This is a genomic window from Nocardia sp. CA-151230, assembly GCF_050942175.1.
Lineage (GTDB): Bacteria > Actinomycetota > Actinomycetes > Mycobacteriales > Mycobacteriaceae > Nocardia.
This window is the reverse complement of record NZ_CP192061.1, coordinates 1,475,855-1,493,264: the sequence shown is the minus strand read 5'-3', so window position 1 is coordinate 1,493,264 and position 17,410 is coordinate 1,475,855. Positions and strand designations below refer to the sequence as shown.

The following is a 17,410-nucleotide window of genomic DNA, read 5'->3' as shown; positions in this document are numbered from 1 at the left end:
ACGAGTTCGGTCCGGCCCCCGTGCCGGCCGATTTCCTGGGATGATCCACGCACAGTCACCGAAAGGCCGATCCGCCATGACCGATGGCAGGTACACCCGATACGTCGCCCTGGGCGACAGCCAGACCGAGGGCGTGGGCGACGGCGACGACCTGACCGGCCTGCGCGGGTGGGCGGACCGGCTGGCCGAGCGCCTCGCCCTCACCAATCCCGAACTGTGCTATGCCAATCTGGCGGTGCGCGGCAAGCTGGCCCACCAGATCCGCGACGACCAGCTGGACGCGGCGCTGGCGCTGCGCCCGGATCTGGCCACCGTGCTGGCCGGAATGAACGATCTGCTGCGCCCGAACTTCGACCCGGACGAGATCGCCGGCCACGTCGAGGCCATGTTCGCCGCGCTCACCGCGACCGGCGCGGTGGTGGCGACGCTGACCTTTCCCGATGTGGCCGAGACGATTCCGCTGGCCCGGCCGATTCGCGGCCGGATCGCCGCGATCAACGACCGGCTGCGGGCGGCGGCCCAGCGGCACGGCGTGCTGGTCGCCGAGACCGGCCATCATGCCGTGGTGACCGATCCCCGCCTGTGGGACGCGGACCGGCTGCACGCCAGCCCGCTCGGGCACCAGCGCATCGCCGACGCGGTGGCCGAGGCCCTGCGTTTGCCCGGCGCGAACGACGCCTGGACCCGTCCGCTGCTCCCGGATCTGCCCGAGCACGGGGCGTTGCGCTCGATCGCGGCCGAATTCCAGTGGGCGGCAACCGCGCTGGGGCCGTGGGTGATGCGCCGCCTGCGCGGTATCTCCTCCGGTGACCGGCGGGTGCCCAAGCGTCCGGTGCCGCTCCCGGTGCGGCTCTAGACGTTGACCCCGTAATCCCGTGCGATACCGGCCAATCCGGAGGCGTAGCCCTGTCCGATGGCCCGGAACTTCCACTCGGCGCCGTGCTGGTACAGCTCGCCGAACACCATGGCGGTCTCGGTCGAGGCGTCCTCGGTGAGGTCGAAGCGGGTCAGCTCCGACCCGGTGACGGCGTCCACGACCCGGATGTAGGCATTGCGCACCTGCCCGAAAGCCTGGCGCCGGATCTCGGCCTCGTAGATCGATACGGGGAAGAAGATATTGGTGATGCTCGGCGGCATGGCCGCCAGATCCACGGTGATCACCTCGTCGTCGCCCTCGCCCGCACCGGTGAGGTTGTCGCCGGTGTGCTCGATGGTGCCCTCCGGGGACCGCAGGTTGTTGTAGAACACGAAATGCTTGTCGGAGACGACACGCTGATTCGGCCCGCAGGCGAGGGCACTGGCATCGAGATCGAAATCGGCTCCGGTGGTGCTGCGTACGTCCCATCCCAGGGCGACGGCCACCTTCGTCAGATTCGGCGCCTGCTTCGACAGCGAGACATTGCCGCCTTTGGCCAAACTGACACTCATCGCATTACCTTCCCTCCGCGAGCGGTACCTCCACGCCCAATCGTCCTCGCGCAGCGAAGCGGAGGCCACCTCGCTGTGCGAAACCGAGGTCGCCGAATCCGTATCCAGCTGTTCGGCGATCACGGCGATCCGGCGTTGCAGGGCGAGCAGTTCGATCAGGTCCCGATTCCCCGGCGCCACTGCGCCTTCCGCGGAGTCCATCGCACGCACCGCCTCGGCGTGCGCGTCCAGTACCGCCGCCCGCAGCCGCGCGGCCAATCCCGCCCACCGCGCCGACGGCTCGGGACCCACCCGCCCCAGCCCCGCCCGCGGCTCCCCCTTACCGAGCGTCACACCTCGAATGTACCTGCACGGCACCGCCTGATCGGCGCCCCGCCTACCGCACCAGGTCGCTCCAGAACTCACAGCGGTGGTCGGTGTAGAAGGCATCGGAGAACTGGTTGCCGCCGGGGCGGAGGGAGAGGAATGACGGTGCGGCCGTGGTGTATTGGGGGATGGTGGGCAATCCTTGCGGATCCCCGGTACCCGCGGTGATGAAGCGGGTCCAGTAGCGGCGCATTTCGTCCTGCAGGCGCCGCTGGTCGGGGGTCATGACGCCGTGCAGGAGCGGGCCGGCCTGTACCAGGTCGAAGAGGGAGGGAAGTTCCGCGGCGTGGTAGGCGCCCATCGGGAAGGTGCTGGGCGGGGCCAGGGCGGTCCGGTCGTCGAATTCGTAGACGTAGGTGGGGTTCTGGCGGCCGAAGTCGCCGACCTGGTCGGCCAGCTTGCAGACGAACTTGTCGGTCCAGGCCCGGGTGAGCGCCAGCGCGGGCTGCGCGTAGTCGCCGAGGGGGTACTCCGCCATGACCCGATCGACCTGCGCCTGGTCCATGCCGCTCAACCGGGTGCTGAGCAAGGCGGGATAGTCCGCGGCGGTCATCCTGGCGCCGAGCGGGATGCCGTAATCCATCCACACCCACAGCGCCATCTCGTCATGGTTGGAGCCGATGAAGGTCGGAACATGGGCCATCCCGCCGGCTTTCAGCACGGCGATGGGATCACGCGGAAGAAAGTCGTTGCCGTACACCAGATTCGCGGACTCCGGCGCGCGATCGACGAGCACGTCCGCCGGGAGACCACGCAGACACGCCGCGTCCGCTCCCGGGCATCCGACTGCGGCCGCCCAGGCATCGCCCTCGGCCTCGGCGGCGGCGAGGGCTTGCGAGGCGCACGGGCCGCTCTGCATCATGGCCGCCTGGAACAGCCCGGCCGAGGAGGGTGTGGCCAGCTGCGCGCAGATCGAAACCCCGCCCGCCGATTCACCATCCACCGTCACCCGGTTCGGATCGCCGCCGAACGCCGCGATATTGCGCTGCACCCAGCGCAGCGCGGCCTGCTGATCCATCAGCCCGTAGTCCCCCGAGCCCGCGCCCTCGTCCAGTGCCGAGGCGGCCAGGAAGCCGAACGCCCCGAGCCGGTAGTTGATGGTGACCACGATGCTGTCGCCGTCGGGCTGCGACACCAGAGGCGCTGCACCGTACATGCTTCCGGTGCCAGTCTGCAGGCCGCCGCCGTGAATCCACACCATGACCGGCAGGTCGCGGCCGTCGGCGGGCAGGGTGCGCGGCGTCCAGACGTTCAGGGAGAGGCAGTCCTCATCGGTCGAGCGCAGCCCGCCCACGCCCAGAGCCTGCGCGCATTTCGGCCCGGCGTCTCGGGCCTCGCGGACGCCCTGCCACGGCGCGACCGGTGCGGGCGGCCGCCAGCGCAGCGCGCCCACCGGCGGTGCGGCGTAAGGGATTCCATTGAAGAGGCGGTAGTCAGGGGCGATCACGCCGTGCAGGGTGCCGCTGTCGATGGCGACGGTGTCGGGGGCAGCCGGTAGGGCCCGCGCCACCGGTCCGTTCACCGCGAAGACCGTCACCAGCAGGGCGACCACCGAGAGCACCGCCCCGGCTCCCCATCCCATCCACTCCCGGTACCGCACGATCACCCGAGCCTCCTGGGCCAGCAGCGTTATCGCGTAATCGTTCGATACTAGTCGGCTGCCCGGTACGGAGGCCCGAAGTCTCGAGACGCGCGCAAAACCCCTGCGTACGAGTGGGTCACCGCGCGGCGGCCGTCTCACGGCGAGACGGCCGTTGACAGTCGATTCAGGGCCGGAAAACGTGGGCGCATGACCCGGACCTCACCCGAGACCCTCGACCTGTTCGACCCCGCGCACCTCGACGATCCCTATCCGCTGTACCGGCGACTGCGCGAGGAATCGCCGGTGTACCGCATCCCGGGCACCGGCTTCTACCTGGTGACCTCGTGGGATCTGGTGGCCGAGGCGGTGAATCGGCCCGAAGAGTTCTCCTCGCACCTCACCGGCGCGCTGCTGCGGCAGCAGGGGCAGCCGCCCGCCACCTTCGATATGGACGGCGGCGGCCAGGCCATCCACGTGCTGGCCACCGGGGACGATCCCAGCCACCAGGCACAGCGGAAGCTGGTCCAGCCCTTGCTGGCCAAGCGGATTCGCGGCCTCGGATCCACCGCCATCGAGCTGGTGGACCGGTTGTGGACCGAGCAGCTGCACGGCGATCGCATCGACTGGGCGACCGGCATGGCCGACCGGCTACCGCTGGCGCTGGTCGCCGACATCATCGGGCTACCGGACACGGATGTGCCGCAACTGCTGACGTGGGCCTACGACAGCACCGAGATGCTGGGCGGGGTCGTCGAGGCCGAACGTTTCGGGCAGCTGGTCACCGCCGCCACCGAGCTGGCCGCCCACCTGCACACCAGGTTCGCCGCCGCCCGGCAGGATCCCGGCGACGACCTGCTCGGTGTACTGGCCCGCGCCTGCGCGGCCGGCGACATCACCGACGCGGTGGCGGTGCTCATCCTGGTCCAACTCGTCGGCGCGGGCGGCGAATCCACCGCCGGGCTGATCGCCAATGCCGCGCGGCTGCTCGCCACCCGCCCCGAACTCCAGGACGAGCTGCGCCGCGAACCCGCGCTGCTGCCTGCGTTCCTCGACGAGGCGCTGCGGCTGGAATCGCCCTTCCGGGGCCATCATCGGCATGTCACCGCCGATACGGTCCTGGGCGGCAGCGAGATTCCCGCGGGCAGCCATGTGCTGCTGCTGTGGGGTGCGGCCAATCGGGATCCGGCCCGCTTCGAGCATCCCGACGCCATCGACCTGGACCGCCGCAGCGGGGCCAACAATCTCGCCTTCGGGCGCGGCATCCACTTCTGCATCGGCTCGGCGCTGGCCAAACTGGAGGCCACCGCGGCCATGACCGCGCTGCTCGACCGCACCACCGGATTCACCCTCGTCGAAGACGCCCCGCCGCAGTGGTTTCCGAGCATCTTCGTGCGCCGCCACCGCAGCCTGCCACTGCGCATCCACTGATCCGCGCGGATTCTTCCGCGCGTCCGCCGCGTGCCGGGGGCTCGGTCACGGCATGATCGTCGTCGATCGAGGGGGGATTCATCGTCGTGACCATAGGAAAGGGGATCTGTTCGTGAAGACCGTGTACCTCCGCCGTATCACCCTGGCCACGCTCGCCTGCGCCGCCTCCGGCGCCCTCGCCGCCCCCGCGTCCGCCGACGCGGCCCCGCAGCGGATCACGCTCGACTACTCCAAGGGCCGCTGCGCCCAGACCACCCTGCTGGCCCACTCGTTCACGCCGACCACGCTGGAGATCACCACCTCCAACAACTTCACCGACGACGCCAAGATCGATATGAACGGGCAGCGCACCCCGCTGCCCGACACCTACACCGCCCAGACCACCCAGATCGACCTGGGCACCCCGATGCCCGGGGTCATCCCCTTCGAGGTCTCCGGCTCGGAGTGGCCCGGCAGCGCCGGCACCGGCTGCAAGGGCTGGATCATCATCGCCTGACACGCCCGCGAGAACGACCGAGCCCGGGGGTTTTCCTCCGGGGCTCGGGTCGTTTCGGCTCACTTGCCGTGGGCGCGCAACTGGTACAGACCCTCGGTCTCGGCCACCACCACGCCATTCGCGTCGGTCACCACGGCCTTGAGGGTGAAGTCGGCCTTGCCCTTGGCCTCGGCCTCCTCGGTGATGCGCGCGATCTCCTCCTCCGACAGCGTGGCCTCGGCGCGCACATCGGTGGCGGCGGGCTTGCGGAAGAAGATGTGCAGATCCTTCACCAGGGGGAAGTACTTGGCGGTGTCGAAGCTGGCGATGGCCACCGCGCCGCCCAGGATCTCCGCGACGGTGAACAGCACGCCGGCGTACATGACGCCGAAGTGATTGCCATTGCCCTCGACCGGCACCGTGGTGGCGGCGAAACCGGGGCGCACCTCGGCGGCCCGCACCCCCATCGTGTGCGCGATCGGAATCGTGAACTCCAGACCACCGTTCACGACCTCGTTCAGCGGCGGGGCATCGTTCCCCATGCGGACCTCCTCGTCCCGGAAATAGGGCAACTTACTGACGTATTGCCAACAACGTGAATCATTATGGGTGAGAGGGTTGTGGCGCAACTCTTTCAGCCCCGGGTGAAACCCGCCACATTCGGGCAAATCATCCCATGACGCCTCTAGTATGCAAGTCGTGTCCAAGACCTTCTCCGCCGCCGAGCGGGCCTACCGCGAAATCAAGGAACGCATCCTGAGCGGCGACCTGCCGGGCGGGGAACTGGTCAGCGAGAACGAGATGGCCGGGGAGCTGGGCACCTCCCGCACCCCGGTCCGCGAGGCCTTCCTCCGGCTCGAGACCGAGGGCTGGATGCGGCTCTACCCCAAGCGCGGCGCGCTGGTGGTGCCGGTGCCCTCGCGCGAGGCCGAGCATGTGATCCACGCCCGCTACATCGTGGAAACCGGCGCGGTCGACGCGCTCACCCGCATCGCCCGCGCGGGGCTGATCCCCCGGCTGCGCGAATCCCTGGACCGCCAGCGTGAACTCGCCGATGCGGGCAACCTCGACGAATTCGCCATCGTGGACGCCGATTTCCATCGCGAGTACGTGGTGGCCGCCGACAATCCGCTGCTCATCGGCTTCTACGACTCGCTGCGCGAGCGCCAGCGCCGGATGAACAGCGTTGCACTGCACCGGGGTGAGACCCATCCGCACCGGATCATCGAGCAGCACACCCGGCTCGCCGACCTGATCGAAGCCGCCGACGCCGCCGGTTTCGCCGAAGCACTCGCCGAGCACCTCACCGACGTGCACGGCGTGACCCTGAGAGGACTGTGATGGCGACGCTGACAGCCGTCGGCACCCGCACCACCGGTATCGGCACCCATCCCAGAGCGTGGCTCGGCGTGGCCACGGCGATCTTCGCGATCGCCTGGGGTGGCAATGAATTCACGCCGCTGCTGGTCATGTACAAGCGGGACGGTCTGCCCGTCACCACCGTGGATCTGCTGCTGTTCGAATACGTGCTGGGCATCGTCCCCGCGCTGCTCATCGGCGGCCCGCTCTCCGACCGCTACGGCCGCCGCCCGCTCATGCGGCCCGCGCCCTTCATCGCGGCCGCCGGCTCGACCCTGCTGGCCTTCGGATCCGCTTCCGTCCCCATGCTCTCCGCCGGACGCGTGCTGTGCGGCATCGCGCTGGGCCTGGCCATGGCGGTGGGCAGCAGCTGGCTCAAGGAACTCTCGCAGCCGCCGTTCACCGCCGAGACCGCCTCGGGGACCGGGGCGCGGCGCTCGGCCATGAGCCTCACCGGCGGCTTCGGCGTGGGCGCGGGCGTGGCCGGGGTGCTGGCCCAGTGGGCGCCGTGGCCGGACAGCCTCGCCTACCTGATCAATGTGACGCTGTGCGTGCTGGCGGCGGCGCTGCTGTTCCGCGCCCCGGAAACCACTGCCCCGCAGGCGAATCCGGGTCGGCTGCTGGACGATCTGAAGGTCCCCGCCGCCGCGCACCACCGCTTCCGCACCGTGGCGCTGCCGGTGTGCCTGTGGCTGTTCACCTCGTCGGCGGCGGCCTACGCCATCATGCCGACGCTCATGATGCCCAAGGTGCACGGCGCGCCCATCGCCTTCTCGGCCCTCATCACCGTCATCACGCTGGGCTGCGGGTTCGGCATCCAATCCGTCGCCCGCCGCATCGACCGGCCGGGCTCGCTGCGCCTGCCGGTCCTGGCTCTGAGCCTGGTGATCACCGGAATGGTCCTGGCCGCAGCGGCTTCCGCCACCCTCACCATGTGGCTGACGGTGCTGACCGCCATCGCGCTCGGCATGGGCTTCGGCAGCGGCCTGGTCGCGGGCCTGCTCGAGATCGAGCGCATGGCCCGGCCCGACGACCTCGCGGGACTGACCGCGGTGTTCTACGCGGTCAGCTATCTCGGCTTCGGCGTCCCTGCCGTCATGGCGGTCTGTCACGACAGCACCGGCATCGGCTACCCGGCCATGTTCGGTGTCCTCGCGGCCGGGTGCGCGATCTGCCTGGGCATCGTGAGCCGCGCCCGCGCAGCCTGACCCGAGCGGCGAAACTCCGGAAAACAGTGGCGGCGGCCCGAATTCGGGCCGCCGCCACTGTCGTATCACCTCCGCGTCGGCCACGATCACCAGCAGATCGCAGTGGGTGCCATTGGAGAACCCGGCGGTCGTGAACTACATCCGCCGCTCGCTGCTGGAACCCTCCGAAACCCGCATCCACCTGCTGGACGCGGTCGTCGACCTGACCCGCAGCGAGGTGACCGGCGCCTGCGGGAGGCCGGTCAGGCCTCCACCGACAAGCCCGAATCCGCCCAGATAGTCGCAGTGCTACTCCGCCAATTCGGCGAACTCCTGCTGGCCCCCATGCTCGACGCCGTCTGGGAACGCGTCTCCCCCGACAATCCCACGCGCTCTCGACTCTCGATCACCGTCAAGGACTGAACGGTCGGAGCCGGACCGGGCTCAGCGCAGGTGAGTCTCGAAGAAGGCGAAGATGCGATTCCAAGCGTCCTCGGTGGCCTCTTCGTTGTAGCCGAGGCCCGCGACCCGGATGACCGACTCGGCGGGGGTGAGGTTGGCGAAGGCGTGGGTGACGCCGGGGTAGGTCTTCACATCGTGGTCGATGCCGTAGTCGGTCAGGACGCGTTCGAGTTTAGGACCGCGGCCGGGATTGGCAGGGTCGAGGGCGCCGTAGCTGGCGACGATGGGGCAGGAACCGCGCAGGATGTCCTCGTAGTTGCCGCGGCCGGACGGATAGAACGGCGCCGCGGCGTCGAAACCCTTGGTGGCGGCCAGGAGTGCGAACCCGCCGCCGAGGCAGAAGCCGACCACGGCCACCCGGCCGGTGCAGTTCGGATCGGCGATGAGATGGGCGCGGGCGCTGAGGATGTCGTGGACGGTGGTGCCGTTCCCATTGGACAGCAGTTCCCGGATCACGCTCGGCACGCACCGAACCCGGCCGCGCGCGAAGAGATTCGGGACGATGGCGAGATACCCGTTGTCGACCAGGCGGCCGGCGATGGTCCGCATGTCGTCGTTGACGCCCACCATGTCGTGCAGCACCACGACACCGGGCCAGGGCCCGGTTCCGGCCGGGGTGGCGACATAGGCGTCGATGGTGCCGTCGGGTGTGGTCAGTTGGATCGTGCTCACCGATGAGCCCCCTCCGTCGGAGATCGAACTAACCGGGGCATCGTAGCGCGTCTGGGACAATGTGCCGCTCCCCCGCCGCGCATCGCGACGGGGGGCGGCCGAGTTCCGGTGCGTGCGATCAGCTTTCGACGGGCAGGCCCGCCTCTGTCCAATCCTGAATGCCGTCGCGGTACTTGCGGACGTTGGTGTAGCCCAGCCGCTCCAGTCGGGTGGCCACGTTCTGACTGTTGGGGCAGGCGGCGTTGGAGCAGTAGGTGACGATGGCCGCGTCGCGATCCGGAAGCAGTTGCGGCGCGCGGCTTTCCACCTCGGCCTCGACCAGCGCGAACGCGCCGGGGAGGTGGGCCTTGGCGTAGTACTCGCCGCCGAGGGCGTCGAGCACGACGACCGAACCGGCCTCGATCTCCTTCACGAGTTCGTCGCGTGTGATGAGTGCGGTCATGGGAATTCCCTTTCAGAAAAATATGTGCGTGTGCACGCTACTACTTATGTGCGCGCGCACGCAACTGGTTATGATGGGCCGGTGTCCGCTTCCCGATCCCATCCGGCCGTCCACGCCTGGGCCGCCCTGCTGCAGGTCCACGCGAAACTCGTGCCCGAACTCGACGCCGCTCTGCGCCGCGCCACCGGACTGCCGCTGAGCTGGTACGACGTGCTGCTGGAACTCGATGGGCCGCACCGGCTCCGGATGAGTGACCTGGGCGAGCGCGTGGTGCTCAGCCGAACCCGGGTGAGCCGGCTGGTGACCGAGATGGAGTCGCACGGTTTGGTTCGGCGTGAATCCAATCCGGACGACGGCCGCTCGGCGTTCGTGAGCATTACCGATGCGGGCCGCCGCCGCTTCCGCGAGGCCGCGCCGCATTATCTGACCGGCATCGAACAGCGATTCGGGGGCAGACTGGATCCGGCCGAACTCGAGACCGTGGCAACGGCATTGCGCAAGGTGCTCGGCCCGGCCGAGGTGACCACACCGGATTCGAACAGAGGAGACATCTAGTGCGTTTCGGCATCTTCATCCCGCAGGGCTGGCGGCTCGACCTGGTCGGCATCGATCCCGCCGCACAGTGGGGAGTGATGCGGGACCTGGCACAGCGCGCGGATTCGGGGGACGTCTGGGAGTCGCTGTGGGTGTACGACCACTTCCACACCGTGCCGGTCCCCACCGAGGAGGCCACCCACGAGGCGTGGTCGCTCATGTCCGCGCTGGCGGCCAGTACCACGCGCATCCGGCTGGGCCAGATGTGCACCGCCATGAGCTACCGGGACCCCGCCTACCTCGCCAAGGTCGCCGCCACCGTCGATCTCATCTCGGGCGGCCGGGTGGAAATGGGCATCGGCGGCGGCTGGTACGAGCACGAGTGGCGCGCCTACGGTTATGGATTCCCCTCCGCCGGTGTGCGATTGGGCCGCCTGGACGAGGGCGTGCAGATCTTCAAGCAGGCGTGGACCACCGGCAGGGCCACTCTCGACGGCAAGCACTACCAGGTCGACGGCGCGATCGTGCGCCCGCTTCCCCTGCAGGAGGGCGGAATTCCGATCTGGATCGCGGGCGGCGGCGAGAAGGTGACGCTCCGCATCGCGGCGAAGTACGCGCAGTACACCAATTTCGCGGGCGATCCGGAGACCTTCACCCAGAAGTCGGACCTGCTGCGCGCCCACTGTGCCGCGGTCGGAACCGAATTCGACGCCATCACCCGGAGCTCCAACTTCAATACCCTGGTCGGCGCGACCGAGGCCGAGGTGCAGGACCGCCTGACCCAGCTGGAGGCCCGCCTGACCCCCTTCATCGGGGCCGAGGGCGCGGCCCAGCACGTGAAGGATCTGTTCCGTGACTCCCCCGCCGTCGGCACCCCCGAGCAGATCGTCGAGCGGCTCTCGCACGTCAAGGATCTCGGGCTGGGTTACTCCATCCACTACTTCCCGGAGACCGCCTACGACACGTCCGGCCTGGAGCTCTTCGAGCGCGAGGTCGTCCCCGCGCTGCGTTGAACCCGAAAACCGCCCGCTGACACCGATGTCCGCGTCAGCGGGCGGCATGCGGTGCATCGCCGGATCGGACCGATTGGTCGACTGCCGATGCACGGGCCGGGCCGGTCAGGGGAAGCACCTGACACGGTGTCGCACGGCCGATCCGGCGAGCCGCCAGGTGGTCAGCGGGGCAGCGTCACCGGATCGGTGCGGCTGACGGGGGCGTCGACCAGCGAGCAGGTCCTGGGTTCGCGGATCGGGCGGTAGTCGGCGGGGACGCCGCCCGCGCGGGTGATCTCGGTGTAGGCCGGGACCGCGTCGGTGGGGCGGCGGGTGAGGGCGGGGTCGGTCAGCACATCCACCGTGCAGAGGCCGAATCGCGGTGTGCAGGAACCCCATTCATAGTTGTCGGTGAGACTCCGATAACCCGCGCCCATTCGATGCCGATCCGGTCCACCTTCACGCCCAGCTGGCGGCGGAATCGCATGCCGAAAACCGTACAATGATCGGTTTTGGCTGACAAGAAACTCTCGGAGTCCGCTTAGACTCGACCGATGGCGAAACGAGGACCCTACGGGAAAGGCATCGAACGGCGAGAGCAGATCCTGGAAGCCGCACTGCACACCATTGCCGAGCGCGGATTCCTGGCGACCTCGGTGGCGGAGCTCGCCGAGGCGGTCGGCCTGAGCCAGAGCGGGCTGCTGCACTACTTCGGCTCCAAGGAGGAGCTGTTCATCGCGGTCCTGCGCAAGCGGGACGAGATCGACGCGGCCGCCATCGGCGACCCCACGCCCGACGCGCTGATCCGGATCATTCGCCGGAACACCCAGGTGCCCGGCCTCATCGAGCTGTTCACCCACATGCAGGCGGCCGCCGCCGATCCGCGCCACCCCGCCCACGAATACATGCGCCTGCGCTACGAACTCGGCACCGCCGGCCTCGCCGAACTCCTTCGCAGCATGAAGCGGGCGGGCAACATCCCCGAAACCGTCGACCCCGAGGTGATGGCCACCGTGTTCATGGCGCTTTCCGACGGCCTGCAATCGCGCTGGCTCATCGACCCGACCATCGACATGGAGTTCTATCTCCAGCAGTGCTGGGCGCAGTTCACCGGTATGACGTTCCCCGGCGCCTGACCGATCCACGCCGCGACCGCCGGGACCACAGTGCAGCCGAATCCCGCGAATCTCCGGCGACACGCAGCCTCAATGACTCCCCGCCAGTGTCAGTGAGCAGATGAGCGCCGACGTCGCTACCGAGACGCCGGTGACCGACCACCCGTTGCCGGTCAGTCGCGCGGTCACCAGCGCCGCCACCACCAATGACAGCGAGGGCAGGGTGGCCACCGCGTACAGCGTGCGCGCCAGCACCGCGGACAGCGACAGGCAGCCGATCAGAACCCGGTGCGGCACCATCCATTTCGCGCAGCGCGGTCCGTGTTCTCGCCGGTGGAGCGACCGGGCGGCGCGCCACCGATCCCGCTCCGCGATCCGCGTGGCCAGCCTGACCACCACCTCGGGGAGGTCGAGCCCCAGCGCCGCCGCGCGTTCCGCGGCGGACCGCAGGGCCGCCGTGCCGTCCACCAGCGGGTCACTGAGCAACTCGTCCAGCCGCATCCCCTCGAGAGCCTGCTCGTGCGTCAACAGTCGTCCGGGCAGCCAGGTCAGCACCCAGTTCCCGCCTCCCGGATCGGGGATGTGGTACGCGATCTCGGGGGTGACGTCGCTGGTGATGGACCGATCGGTCACCTGCAGGGTCATGTGGTCCTCGCTGTCTCGAATTCCGGTGCGATACCGAAAGTCTGCGAGTACGGCTCGGTGTCATCCATCGAACTGCCCACTGGCCCTTGCTCTTTGCCGTGGATAACGGACATGTCGCAGGCGTGGCCGGTAATCATCGGATCGCTGGCCACCGGCATGGCCACGAACTAGGCTTTCGTGACACGCCCTGGGCATCGGGGTCGGCGCAGGGGGCCCGGCATGACGCGCGCGAATCCGATCGGAGAACCGATCGGCGACATGATCCGCAGGCTGCGCAAGGAACGGGGCCTCACCCAGAAAACCCTGGCCGACAAGGCCAAATGCTCACGCAGCCTGATCCAGCAGATCGAACAGGGCACCCGCGTCCCGCAGCTGTCCCTGCGCGAGAGACTGAGCGCCGTCCTCGGTGTCGCCCTGCCCGCCGCCGGACGAATGGGCTCCGTGGCCGGGACCGCCGACCACGTCCCCGACACCCTGCGCATGCGATTCAATGTGCTGCTGGGCCAGGATCCCGCGGTGGCCGAACACGCCCTGCGCATCGCACAGCGTCTCGTCGAGGCGGCTGCCGCCGGTCCGGAGGTGACCGCCCTCCAGGCCATTGCCCGCCGGCAGCTGGAACGCGCGGAAAACATCCTGGCGCAGGTGCCTTCGCGTATCGCACGGGTGCCGGAATGGAACACCGTCACCGACTGGTGCACCGTGCTCGAGCAGGCGATCAGATCGGTTCGGATGGTGCATGTCGCCGGATTCGCGGCGATCGGCGGGGAGGCGGGCGACGAATACCACACCGCGATGCTGCGGCTCGCGGCCCGGACGGGGGCGGCCACCCTCGATATGCGCCGGATCTATGTCATCGACTCGATCGCGGACCTGTGGCCCTACGACGATCGCCTGTGGCGGCTGGCCCGGGCCGGAATCACGAACCTGGTGGTCAAGCGCGAGCACGCGCCCAATGCCCAGGGCCTGCTGGTGGTGGACGAGAAATTCACCGTTTCCGGTGAATACGACAATTTCCGCGAGGGTCGCTTGGCGACCCGGTTCTCGGCTCTCCAGCCCGACATCGACTTTCAGCTGGATCGTTTCGACCGGCTCGAAGCCCTGCACCGGCGCGGCCGAGCCATCGGCATCAATGCACTGATCGCGACCCCGCCGCTGTCACAGTTCGCTCATCTCGATACCGGCGATTGCCGCACCCTGTTCCGCTCCGCCATCGAAAACGCTTGGGACGACATCCCTTCCACCTGACCCGGGCGCCGCACTGTACCCCAGGATCGCAGTGGCCGCAGCCGCACCGTACGCGCGACTCGCGACATCCGGACGCACGGACGGGAAGTTCGAGCGATGTATCACGGTGACGTTGTTGGCCAGCGTCACCGTGCCGTCCACGCGGGTCACCACGCAGTTGCCACCCGACTTGGCGGTCAGATCGACCACCACCGCACCGTTCGGCAACGCCGCCAGACCCGACCGGTCCAGCAGCACCGGTGCGGCCGTCCCGCGCCGTCCGGCCGCGCACACCACCAGATTCGGACGGATGGAACGGATGTAGTCCGCGACCCGGCCCGGATCGGGATCGAGGAGAAAGCGATTCGCGCCACGGGCCGAGGCGGCGGCCCGCTGCTCGGCACGCCGACCGATGGCGGCCGGCGACGCATCACCACAGCGAACCGCGGCCTCGATGGCGGCGAGCCCGGCCTGTCCACAGCCGATGATCAGCGCACGCACCGCACAATCCGGATCCTTTTCGCGTAGGCGCTCACGCCCCTCGCGGTAGGCCACCTCACCGGCGATCCGGCTCATGGCGGTCAGCGGATCGAGGTGAGCCGTTTCGAGATCCGGTGGCATGTGCTCGAAGCCCACCGACTCCACCCCGTATTGGCTCAGCCGGTGAATGGACCGGCGGCGTTTCACCGGATCCTGGAATCCGAGTAGTAGCTGCCCGGTCCGGGTCGGCATCGTATCCAGGTCGTAGGCAGGCGGTTTCACCCAGGCGACCAGGTCGGCGACGGCGAAGACACACTCGGGTCCCGGCACCACCGAGGCGCCCGCGGCCCGATAGTCGGCGTCGTCGAACCGGGCCCACCGCCCGGCATCCTGCTCCACCACTACCTTCAGCCCGCTGCGAACCAGCGCCGTCACATCATCCGGCGTGGAGGCGACACGCAATTCGTGGGCGGCCGTTTCGCGCAGCACGCCGACGGTGGAGACACGCGGGGACCGAGCCGGAATCCGTCGTTCCAGCAGGGCGCCGGAATACGTCATGCCGGCGTCGATCCGCTGGAGCAGCCGCTCGATGCGGTCGAACAATTCGACGACCAGGTCCGGCCCCACCTCGCCGGTGGCGCGCCGGGGCGTCGTCACATTGAGCCGCACGCCCATTCGATGCGATCCGGTGCGGTCCAGCGCCACGCAGTCGATACCGGCCGCCATCAACAGCAGGTCTTCCAGGTCCGCGCTGGATCGCACCGCCGCCGCCGACATCACCCCGGCATCGAATTCGATCGTGAGGAACATGCCGTCCCGGCTGCCCAGGGGCCGCAGCAGTTCGGCGCCGAATCCGGCATTGATCCCGGCCACCAGCCGCCGCGCGGCATCCATCCGCTCCCGCAGCAGCACTCGGTTCCGGATCAGGTAGCCGTCCGAGGTGCCCTCGATCGTGGCACGGGCCAGATGCGTGGTCTCACGCTGGAATGCGACGCGCAGCCGCTCGCGCACCCGGGCCAGCCACTGCTGGTCTCCCGAACAGGCCGCACCCAGCTTGCACGGCCCGAAGGCATTGAACGCCTTGGAATTACCGGTGATGCTGAGCACCCGGTCATACAGCCGCACCGGACCGCCGGCCGTCTGGACGACGATCGACGCAATCGGGATGTGCCCCTCGACCAGTAGGTCGAACGACATATCGCAGATCACCGGCACATCGGCGGCGACGAGTACCCGGCCGATCTCGATCAACTGCTCGACGGTGTAGTCGGCGACCACCGGGTTGCCGGGCAGGGTCAGCAGGACCCCGCACAGGTTTCCCTGCGCCGCATGCTGTTTCAGGGTTCGATCGAGCGATACCGGGTCGATCCGGAAGTCGCTGCCCGCGGTCACACTGCTGATCGCCATCCGCATGCCGAACTTGGCGATGTGCCCGGCCACGCTCTTGTAGTAGCCCTCCGGGCAGACCAGGACGCCACCGGGCCGAGCCAGTGTGGCGATCGCCTCCTCCAGCAGCACGGTGCTCGAGTAGGGACTGACGATCACCTCGCCGGGATCGATGTCGACTCCCGGCATTCCGTCGATCGGTTGCGATATCCGTGCGAACAGCCGCTCGGCCGCCAACCGGCGCAGGACCTCCGGCTGTTTCTTGGCGTAGGGTGACCCGTCCCGGCCGTCGGTGAGATGTCCGCCGCCCGCCGCGCCATGACCTGCCATCACCTCGGCCCATGCGGAATTCAGGGCCGCCGTGGCGTTCCGGTCCATGGGCAGGCCGGTCTCACCGTGATACGCGTCGATGATCCCGCGATAGATCCGGCCGTTCGTCCCCGCGAACCGGCTCTCGCTGTCGAGGTAGTTCCGCGCGAGATGCTTGCGCTGGTCGGAACGGTCCGCCACGTCGACCGGGTCCAGCGGCGGCGACACCGCGAACCCTCGGCTCATCTGGGCGCGCCTTCAGATCCGGGCTGCCCGTCGTTCCACGCCTCACGCAGGGCCGCACGGAAACGGTCGCGGCAGTCCTCCTGGTCCAGGTGCTCGAACCGAATCAATCCTGTCCGTTCCACGAGATCGTTGACGACGAGCGCCATTCCGTCCGCCCTGAGATCGCGGAGGTGCTTGAACTTGCGGTGGGCGGTCTGGACGTCGTGCCACAGTGACGAGAACCGGCTGGAGTCACGCTCGCGGCGGCGGAAATCATAGTCGCCCGCCAGCACGTAACTGTCGTCGACGATGAGCATGCCCTGTGCGTTGGGAGCGAACTCCCGGTTCACCAGGGTGGTTTCCACCTTCGCCTTGACCTGTTGCCAGAGCTTGTCCTCATAGGGCGTCACGTTCACAACGTCGTCCAGCACATAGACACGCTGCACAGACACACCGGATCGGGCCTTGGCGAGGATCGCCCGGTGATATTCGACGCCGACATCGCCGCCGATCGCGCCCAGTTCGGCGGTGTGGATCGCGCAGATCCGCTGCTGCGCGCGATCCAGCACGGTGAGCCAGTCGAGGACCGTATTCCATTCCGGCACAACGACACTGCCGGAGGGAATCTGAACCAGCACCTCCTCGGCCCGGACCAGCTGGCGCTCGGCGATCTCCCGGAGCGGCACGAGCTGTTCGCCCATGTCGTCGAGATTGGACAGACTCTGGGCGAGCGCGAGGATGCGGGCGGCCAGGTCGGGCTTCTCGGTCGAGAGGATCTCGAAACGGATGCGCAGGTCGCTGATGACACGCTCGGCTTCGGTCTCGTCGTCGAGGCCGGGCAGGCGTTCACCCAGGGCCGCACTCAGCTTTTCGCGCTGGGGGCGGGGTGGAACGCGTCTGCCGTTCTCGATCTGTTGAATCAGACTGCGCGAGCAACCGACCCGATCGGCCAGCGCCTCCTGGGTGAGATTGCGTTGCCGGCGGAGTCGCTTGACTGCCGCGCCGATCTGCTCGCCGTCCGAGGCCGAGCCAGACATGCTCGTCTCCCATCATGATCCGCATTGCTCAGACGTGTCACGCGAAGCCCATCCTAAGCACG

The 17,410-nt window shown here is 68.7% G+C and carries 17 protein-coding genes and 1 pseudogene; 9 read left to right on the top strand and 9 right to left on the bottom strand.

Features of this window, described 5'->3' with window-relative positions:
- Positions 1-76 precede the first annotated feature (76 nt).
- Positions 77-856 (top strand): SGNH/GDSL hydrolase family protein, encoded by a 780-nt coding sequence (locus ACQP1O_RS06615; protein ID WP_433564980.1) that lies wholly within the window; start codon positions 77-79, stop codon positions 854-856.
- On the opposite strand, the gene ACQP1O_RS06610 is transcribed toward ACQP1O_RS06615, so the two are convergent.
- The gene (locus ACQP1O_RS06610; RefSeq protein WP_433567598.1) at positions 853-1,428 is read right to left on the bottom strand and encodes a TerD family protein; all 576 of its coding nucleotides are present in this window, start codon (positions 1,426-1,428) and stop codon (positions 853-855) included. The genes ACQP1O_RS06615 and ACQP1O_RS06610 overlap by 4 nt on opposite strands.
- Before the next feature lie 376 nt (positions 1,429-1,804).
- Positions 1,805-3,400, bottom strand: coding sequence for a carboxylesterase/lipase family protein (locus tag ACQP1O_RS06605; protein ID WP_433564979.1), 1,596 nt, complete (start codon positions 3,398-3,400; stop codon positions 1,805-1,807).
- 183 nt (positions 3,401-3,583) lie between these two features.
- On the opposite strand from ACQP1O_RS06605, the gene ACQP1O_RS06600 reads away from it, so the two are divergent.
- Positions 3,584-4,804 carry a cytochrome P450 gene (locus ACQP1O_RS06600; RefSeq protein ID WP_433564978.1) on the top strand — a complete coding sequence of 407 codons (1,221 nt, stop codon included), beginning with the start codon at positions 3,584-3,586 and terminating at the stop codon, positions 4,802-4,804.
- 112 nt (positions 4,805-4,916) lie between these two features.
- Positions 4,917-5,300 (top strand): hypothetical protein, encoded by a 384-nt coding sequence (locus ACQP1O_RS06595; RefSeq protein ID WP_433564977.1) that lies wholly within the window; start codon positions 4,917-4,919, stop codon positions 5,298-5,300.
- Positions 5,301-5,359: 59 nt separating this feature from the next.
- Here the strand turns inward: ACQP1O_RS06595 and ACQP1O_RS06590 are convergent, their stop codons facing one another.
- Positions 5,360-5,821 carry a YiiD C-terminal domain-containing protein gene (locus ACQP1O_RS06590; protein ID WP_433564976.1) on the bottom strand — a complete coding sequence of 154 codons (462 nt, stop codon included), beginning with the start codon at positions 5,819-5,821 and terminating at the stop codon, positions 5,360-5,362.
- A 148-nt stretch (positions 5,822-5,969) separates the two neighbouring features.
- On the opposite strand from ACQP1O_RS06590, the gene ACQP1O_RS06585 reads away from it, so the two are divergent.
- Both ACQP1O_RS06585 and ACQP1O_RS06580 read left to right on the top strand, forming a co-directional pair.
- The gene (locus ACQP1O_RS06585) at positions 5,970-6,620 is read left to right on the top strand and encodes a GntR family transcriptional regulator (protein ID WP_433564975.1); all 651 of its coding nucleotides are present in this window, start codon (positions 5,970-5,972) and stop codon (positions 6,618-6,620) included.
- Complete coding sequence (locus ACQP1O_RS06580; protein ID WP_433564974.1) at positions 6,620-7,846, top strand: MFS transporter; 1,227 nt, start codon at positions 6,620-6,622, stop codon at positions 7,844-7,846. The genes ACQP1O_RS06585 and ACQP1O_RS06580 overlap by 1 nt, the downstream gene beginning before the upstream one ends.
- A 423-nt stretch (positions 7,847-8,269) precedes the next feature.
- Here ACQP1O_RS06580 and ACQP1O_RS06575 read toward each other — a convergent pair whose 3' ends face one another.
- Both ACQP1O_RS06575 and ACQP1O_RS06570 read right to left on the bottom strand, forming a co-directional pair.
- The gene (locus ACQP1O_RS06575) at positions 8,270-8,959 is read right to left on the bottom strand and encodes a dienelactone hydrolase family protein (RefSeq protein ID WP_433564973.1); all 690 of its coding nucleotides are present in this window, start codon (positions 8,957-8,959) and stop codon (positions 8,270-8,272) included.
- A 118-nt stretch (positions 8,960-9,077) separates the two neighbouring features.
- The gene (locus ACQP1O_RS06570) at positions 9,078-9,401 is read right to left on the bottom strand and encodes a rhodanese-like domain-containing protein (protein WP_433564972.1); all 324 of its coding nucleotides are present in this window, start codon (positions 9,399-9,401) and stop codon (positions 9,078-9,080) included.
- Positions 9,402-9,482: 81 nt separating this feature from the next.
- On the opposite strand from ACQP1O_RS06570, the gene ACQP1O_RS06565 reads away from it, so the two are divergent.
- Together ACQP1O_RS06565 and ACQP1O_RS06560 are read left to right on the top strand one after the other, a co-directional pair.
- Positions 9,483-9,956, top strand: a complete 474-nt coding sequence (locus ACQP1O_RS06565; RefSeq protein ID WP_364621920.1) for a MarR family winged helix-turn-helix transcriptional regulator — start codon at positions 9,483-9,485, stop codon at positions 9,954-9,956.
- Positions 9,956-10,948, top strand: coding sequence for an LLM class F420-dependent oxidoreductase (locus ACQP1O_RS06560; protein ID WP_433564971.1), 993 nt, complete (start codon positions 9,956-9,958; stop codon positions 10,946-10,948). Before ACQP1O_RS06565 ends, ACQP1O_RS06560 begins: the two co-directional genes overlap by 1 nt.
- A 161-nt stretch (positions 10,949-11,109) precedes the next feature.
- Here ACQP1O_RS06560 and ACQP1O_RS06555 read toward each other — a convergent pair.
- Positions 11,110-11,364, bottom strand: a pseudogene (locus ACQP1O_RS06555) (glycoside hydrolase family 1 protein); the annotation flags it as partial.
- A 117-nt stretch (positions 11,365-11,481) separates the two neighbouring features.
- Between ACQP1O_RS06555 and ACQP1O_RS06550 the strand changes: the two are divergent.
- Positions 11,482-12,063 carry a TetR/AcrR family transcriptional regulator gene (locus ACQP1O_RS06550; protein ID WP_433564970.1) on the top strand — a complete coding sequence of 194 codons (582 nt, stop codon included), beginning with the start codon at positions 11,482-11,484 and terminating at the stop codon, positions 12,061-12,063.
- A gap of 69 nt (positions 12,064-12,132) precedes the next feature.
- Here the strand turns inward: ACQP1O_RS06550 and ACQP1O_RS06545 are convergent, their stop codons facing one another.
- Positions 12,133-12,687 (bottom strand): hypothetical protein, encoded by a 555-nt coding sequence (locus ACQP1O_RS06545; RefSeq protein WP_433564969.1) that lies wholly within the window; start codon positions 12,685-12,687, stop codon positions 12,133-12,135.
- A 219-nt stretch (positions 12,688-12,906) separates the two neighbouring features.
- On the opposite strand from ACQP1O_RS06545, the gene ACQP1O_RS06540 reads away from it, so the two are divergent.
- Positions 12,907-13,932 (top strand): helix-turn-helix domain-containing protein, encoded by a 1,026-nt coding sequence (locus tag ACQP1O_RS06540; protein WP_433564968.1) that lies wholly within the window; start codon positions 12,907-12,909, stop codon positions 13,930-13,932.
- Here the strand turns inward: ACQP1O_RS06540 and ACQP1O_RS06535 are convergent.
- On the bottom strand, positions 13,843-16,332 hold the full coding sequence (locus tag ACQP1O_RS06535) for an aminotransferase class I/II-fold pyridoxal phosphate-dependent enzyme (RefSeq protein ID WP_433564967.1): 2,490 nt from the start codon (positions 16,330-16,332) through the stop codon (positions 13,843-13,845). The two genes, ACQP1O_RS06540 and ACQP1O_RS06535, sit on opposite strands and share 90 nt — an antisense overlap.
- Complete coding sequence (locus tag ACQP1O_RS06530; RefSeq protein ID WP_433564966.1) at positions 16,329-17,348, bottom strand: helix-turn-helix domain-containing protein; 1,020 nt, start codon at positions 17,346-17,348, stop codon at positions 16,329-16,331. Before ACQP1O_RS06530 ends, ACQP1O_RS06535 begins: the two co-directional genes overlap by 4 nt.
- Positions 17,349-17,410 lie beyond the last annotated feature (62 nt).

Bases quoted from the DNA above. Each gene is read 5' to 3' on its own strand.
- ACQP1O_RS06615 (WP_433564980.1), top strand. From the start codon at position 77: ATGACCGATGGCAGGTACACCCGATACGTCGCCCTGGGCGACAGCCAG.
- ACQP1O_RS06610 (WP_433567598.1), bottom strand. From the start codon at position 1,428: ATGAGTGTCAGTTTGGCCAAAGGCGGCAATGTCTCGCTGTCGAAGCAG.
- ACQP1O_RS06600 (WP_433564978.1), top strand. From the start codon at position 3,584: ATGACCCGGACCTCACCCGAGACCCTCGACCTGTTCGACCCCGCGCAC.
- ACQP1O_RS06590 (WP_433564976.1), bottom strand. From the start codon at position 5,821: ATGGGGAACGATGCCCCGCCGCTGAACGAGGTCGTGAACGGTGGTCTG.
- ACQP1O_RS06585 (WP_433564975.1), top strand. From the start codon at position 5,970: ATGCAAGTCGTGTCCAAGACCTTCTCCGCCGCCGAGCGGGCCTACCGC.
- ACQP1O_RS06580 (WP_433564974.1), top strand. From the start codon at position 6,620: ATGGCGACGCTGACAGCCGTCGGCACCCGCACCACCGGTATCGGCACC.
- ACQP1O_RS06570 (WP_433564972.1), bottom strand. From the start codon at position 9,401: ATGACCGCACTCATCACACGCGACGAACTCGTGAAGGAGATCGAGGCC.
- ACQP1O_RS06550 (WP_433564970.1), top strand. From the start codon at position 11,482: ATGGCGAAACGAGGACCCTACGGGAAAGGCATCGAACGGCGAGAGCAG.
- ACQP1O_RS06545 (WP_433564969.1), bottom strand. From the start codon at position 12,687: ATGACCCTGCAGGTGACCGATCGGTCCATCACCAGCGACGTCACCCCC.
- ACQP1O_RS06540 (WP_433564968.1), top strand. From the start codon at position 12,907: ATGACGCGCGCGAATCCGATCGGAGAACCGATCGGCGACATGATCCGC.
- ACQP1O_RS06535 (WP_433564967.1), bottom strand. From the start codon at position 16,332: ATGAGCCGAGGGTTCGCGGTGTCGCCGCCGCTGGACCCGGTCGACGTG.
- ACQP1O_RS06530 (WP_433564966.1), bottom strand. From the start codon at position 17,348: ATGTCTGGCTCGGCCTCGGACGGCGAGCAGATCGGCGCGGCAGTCAAG.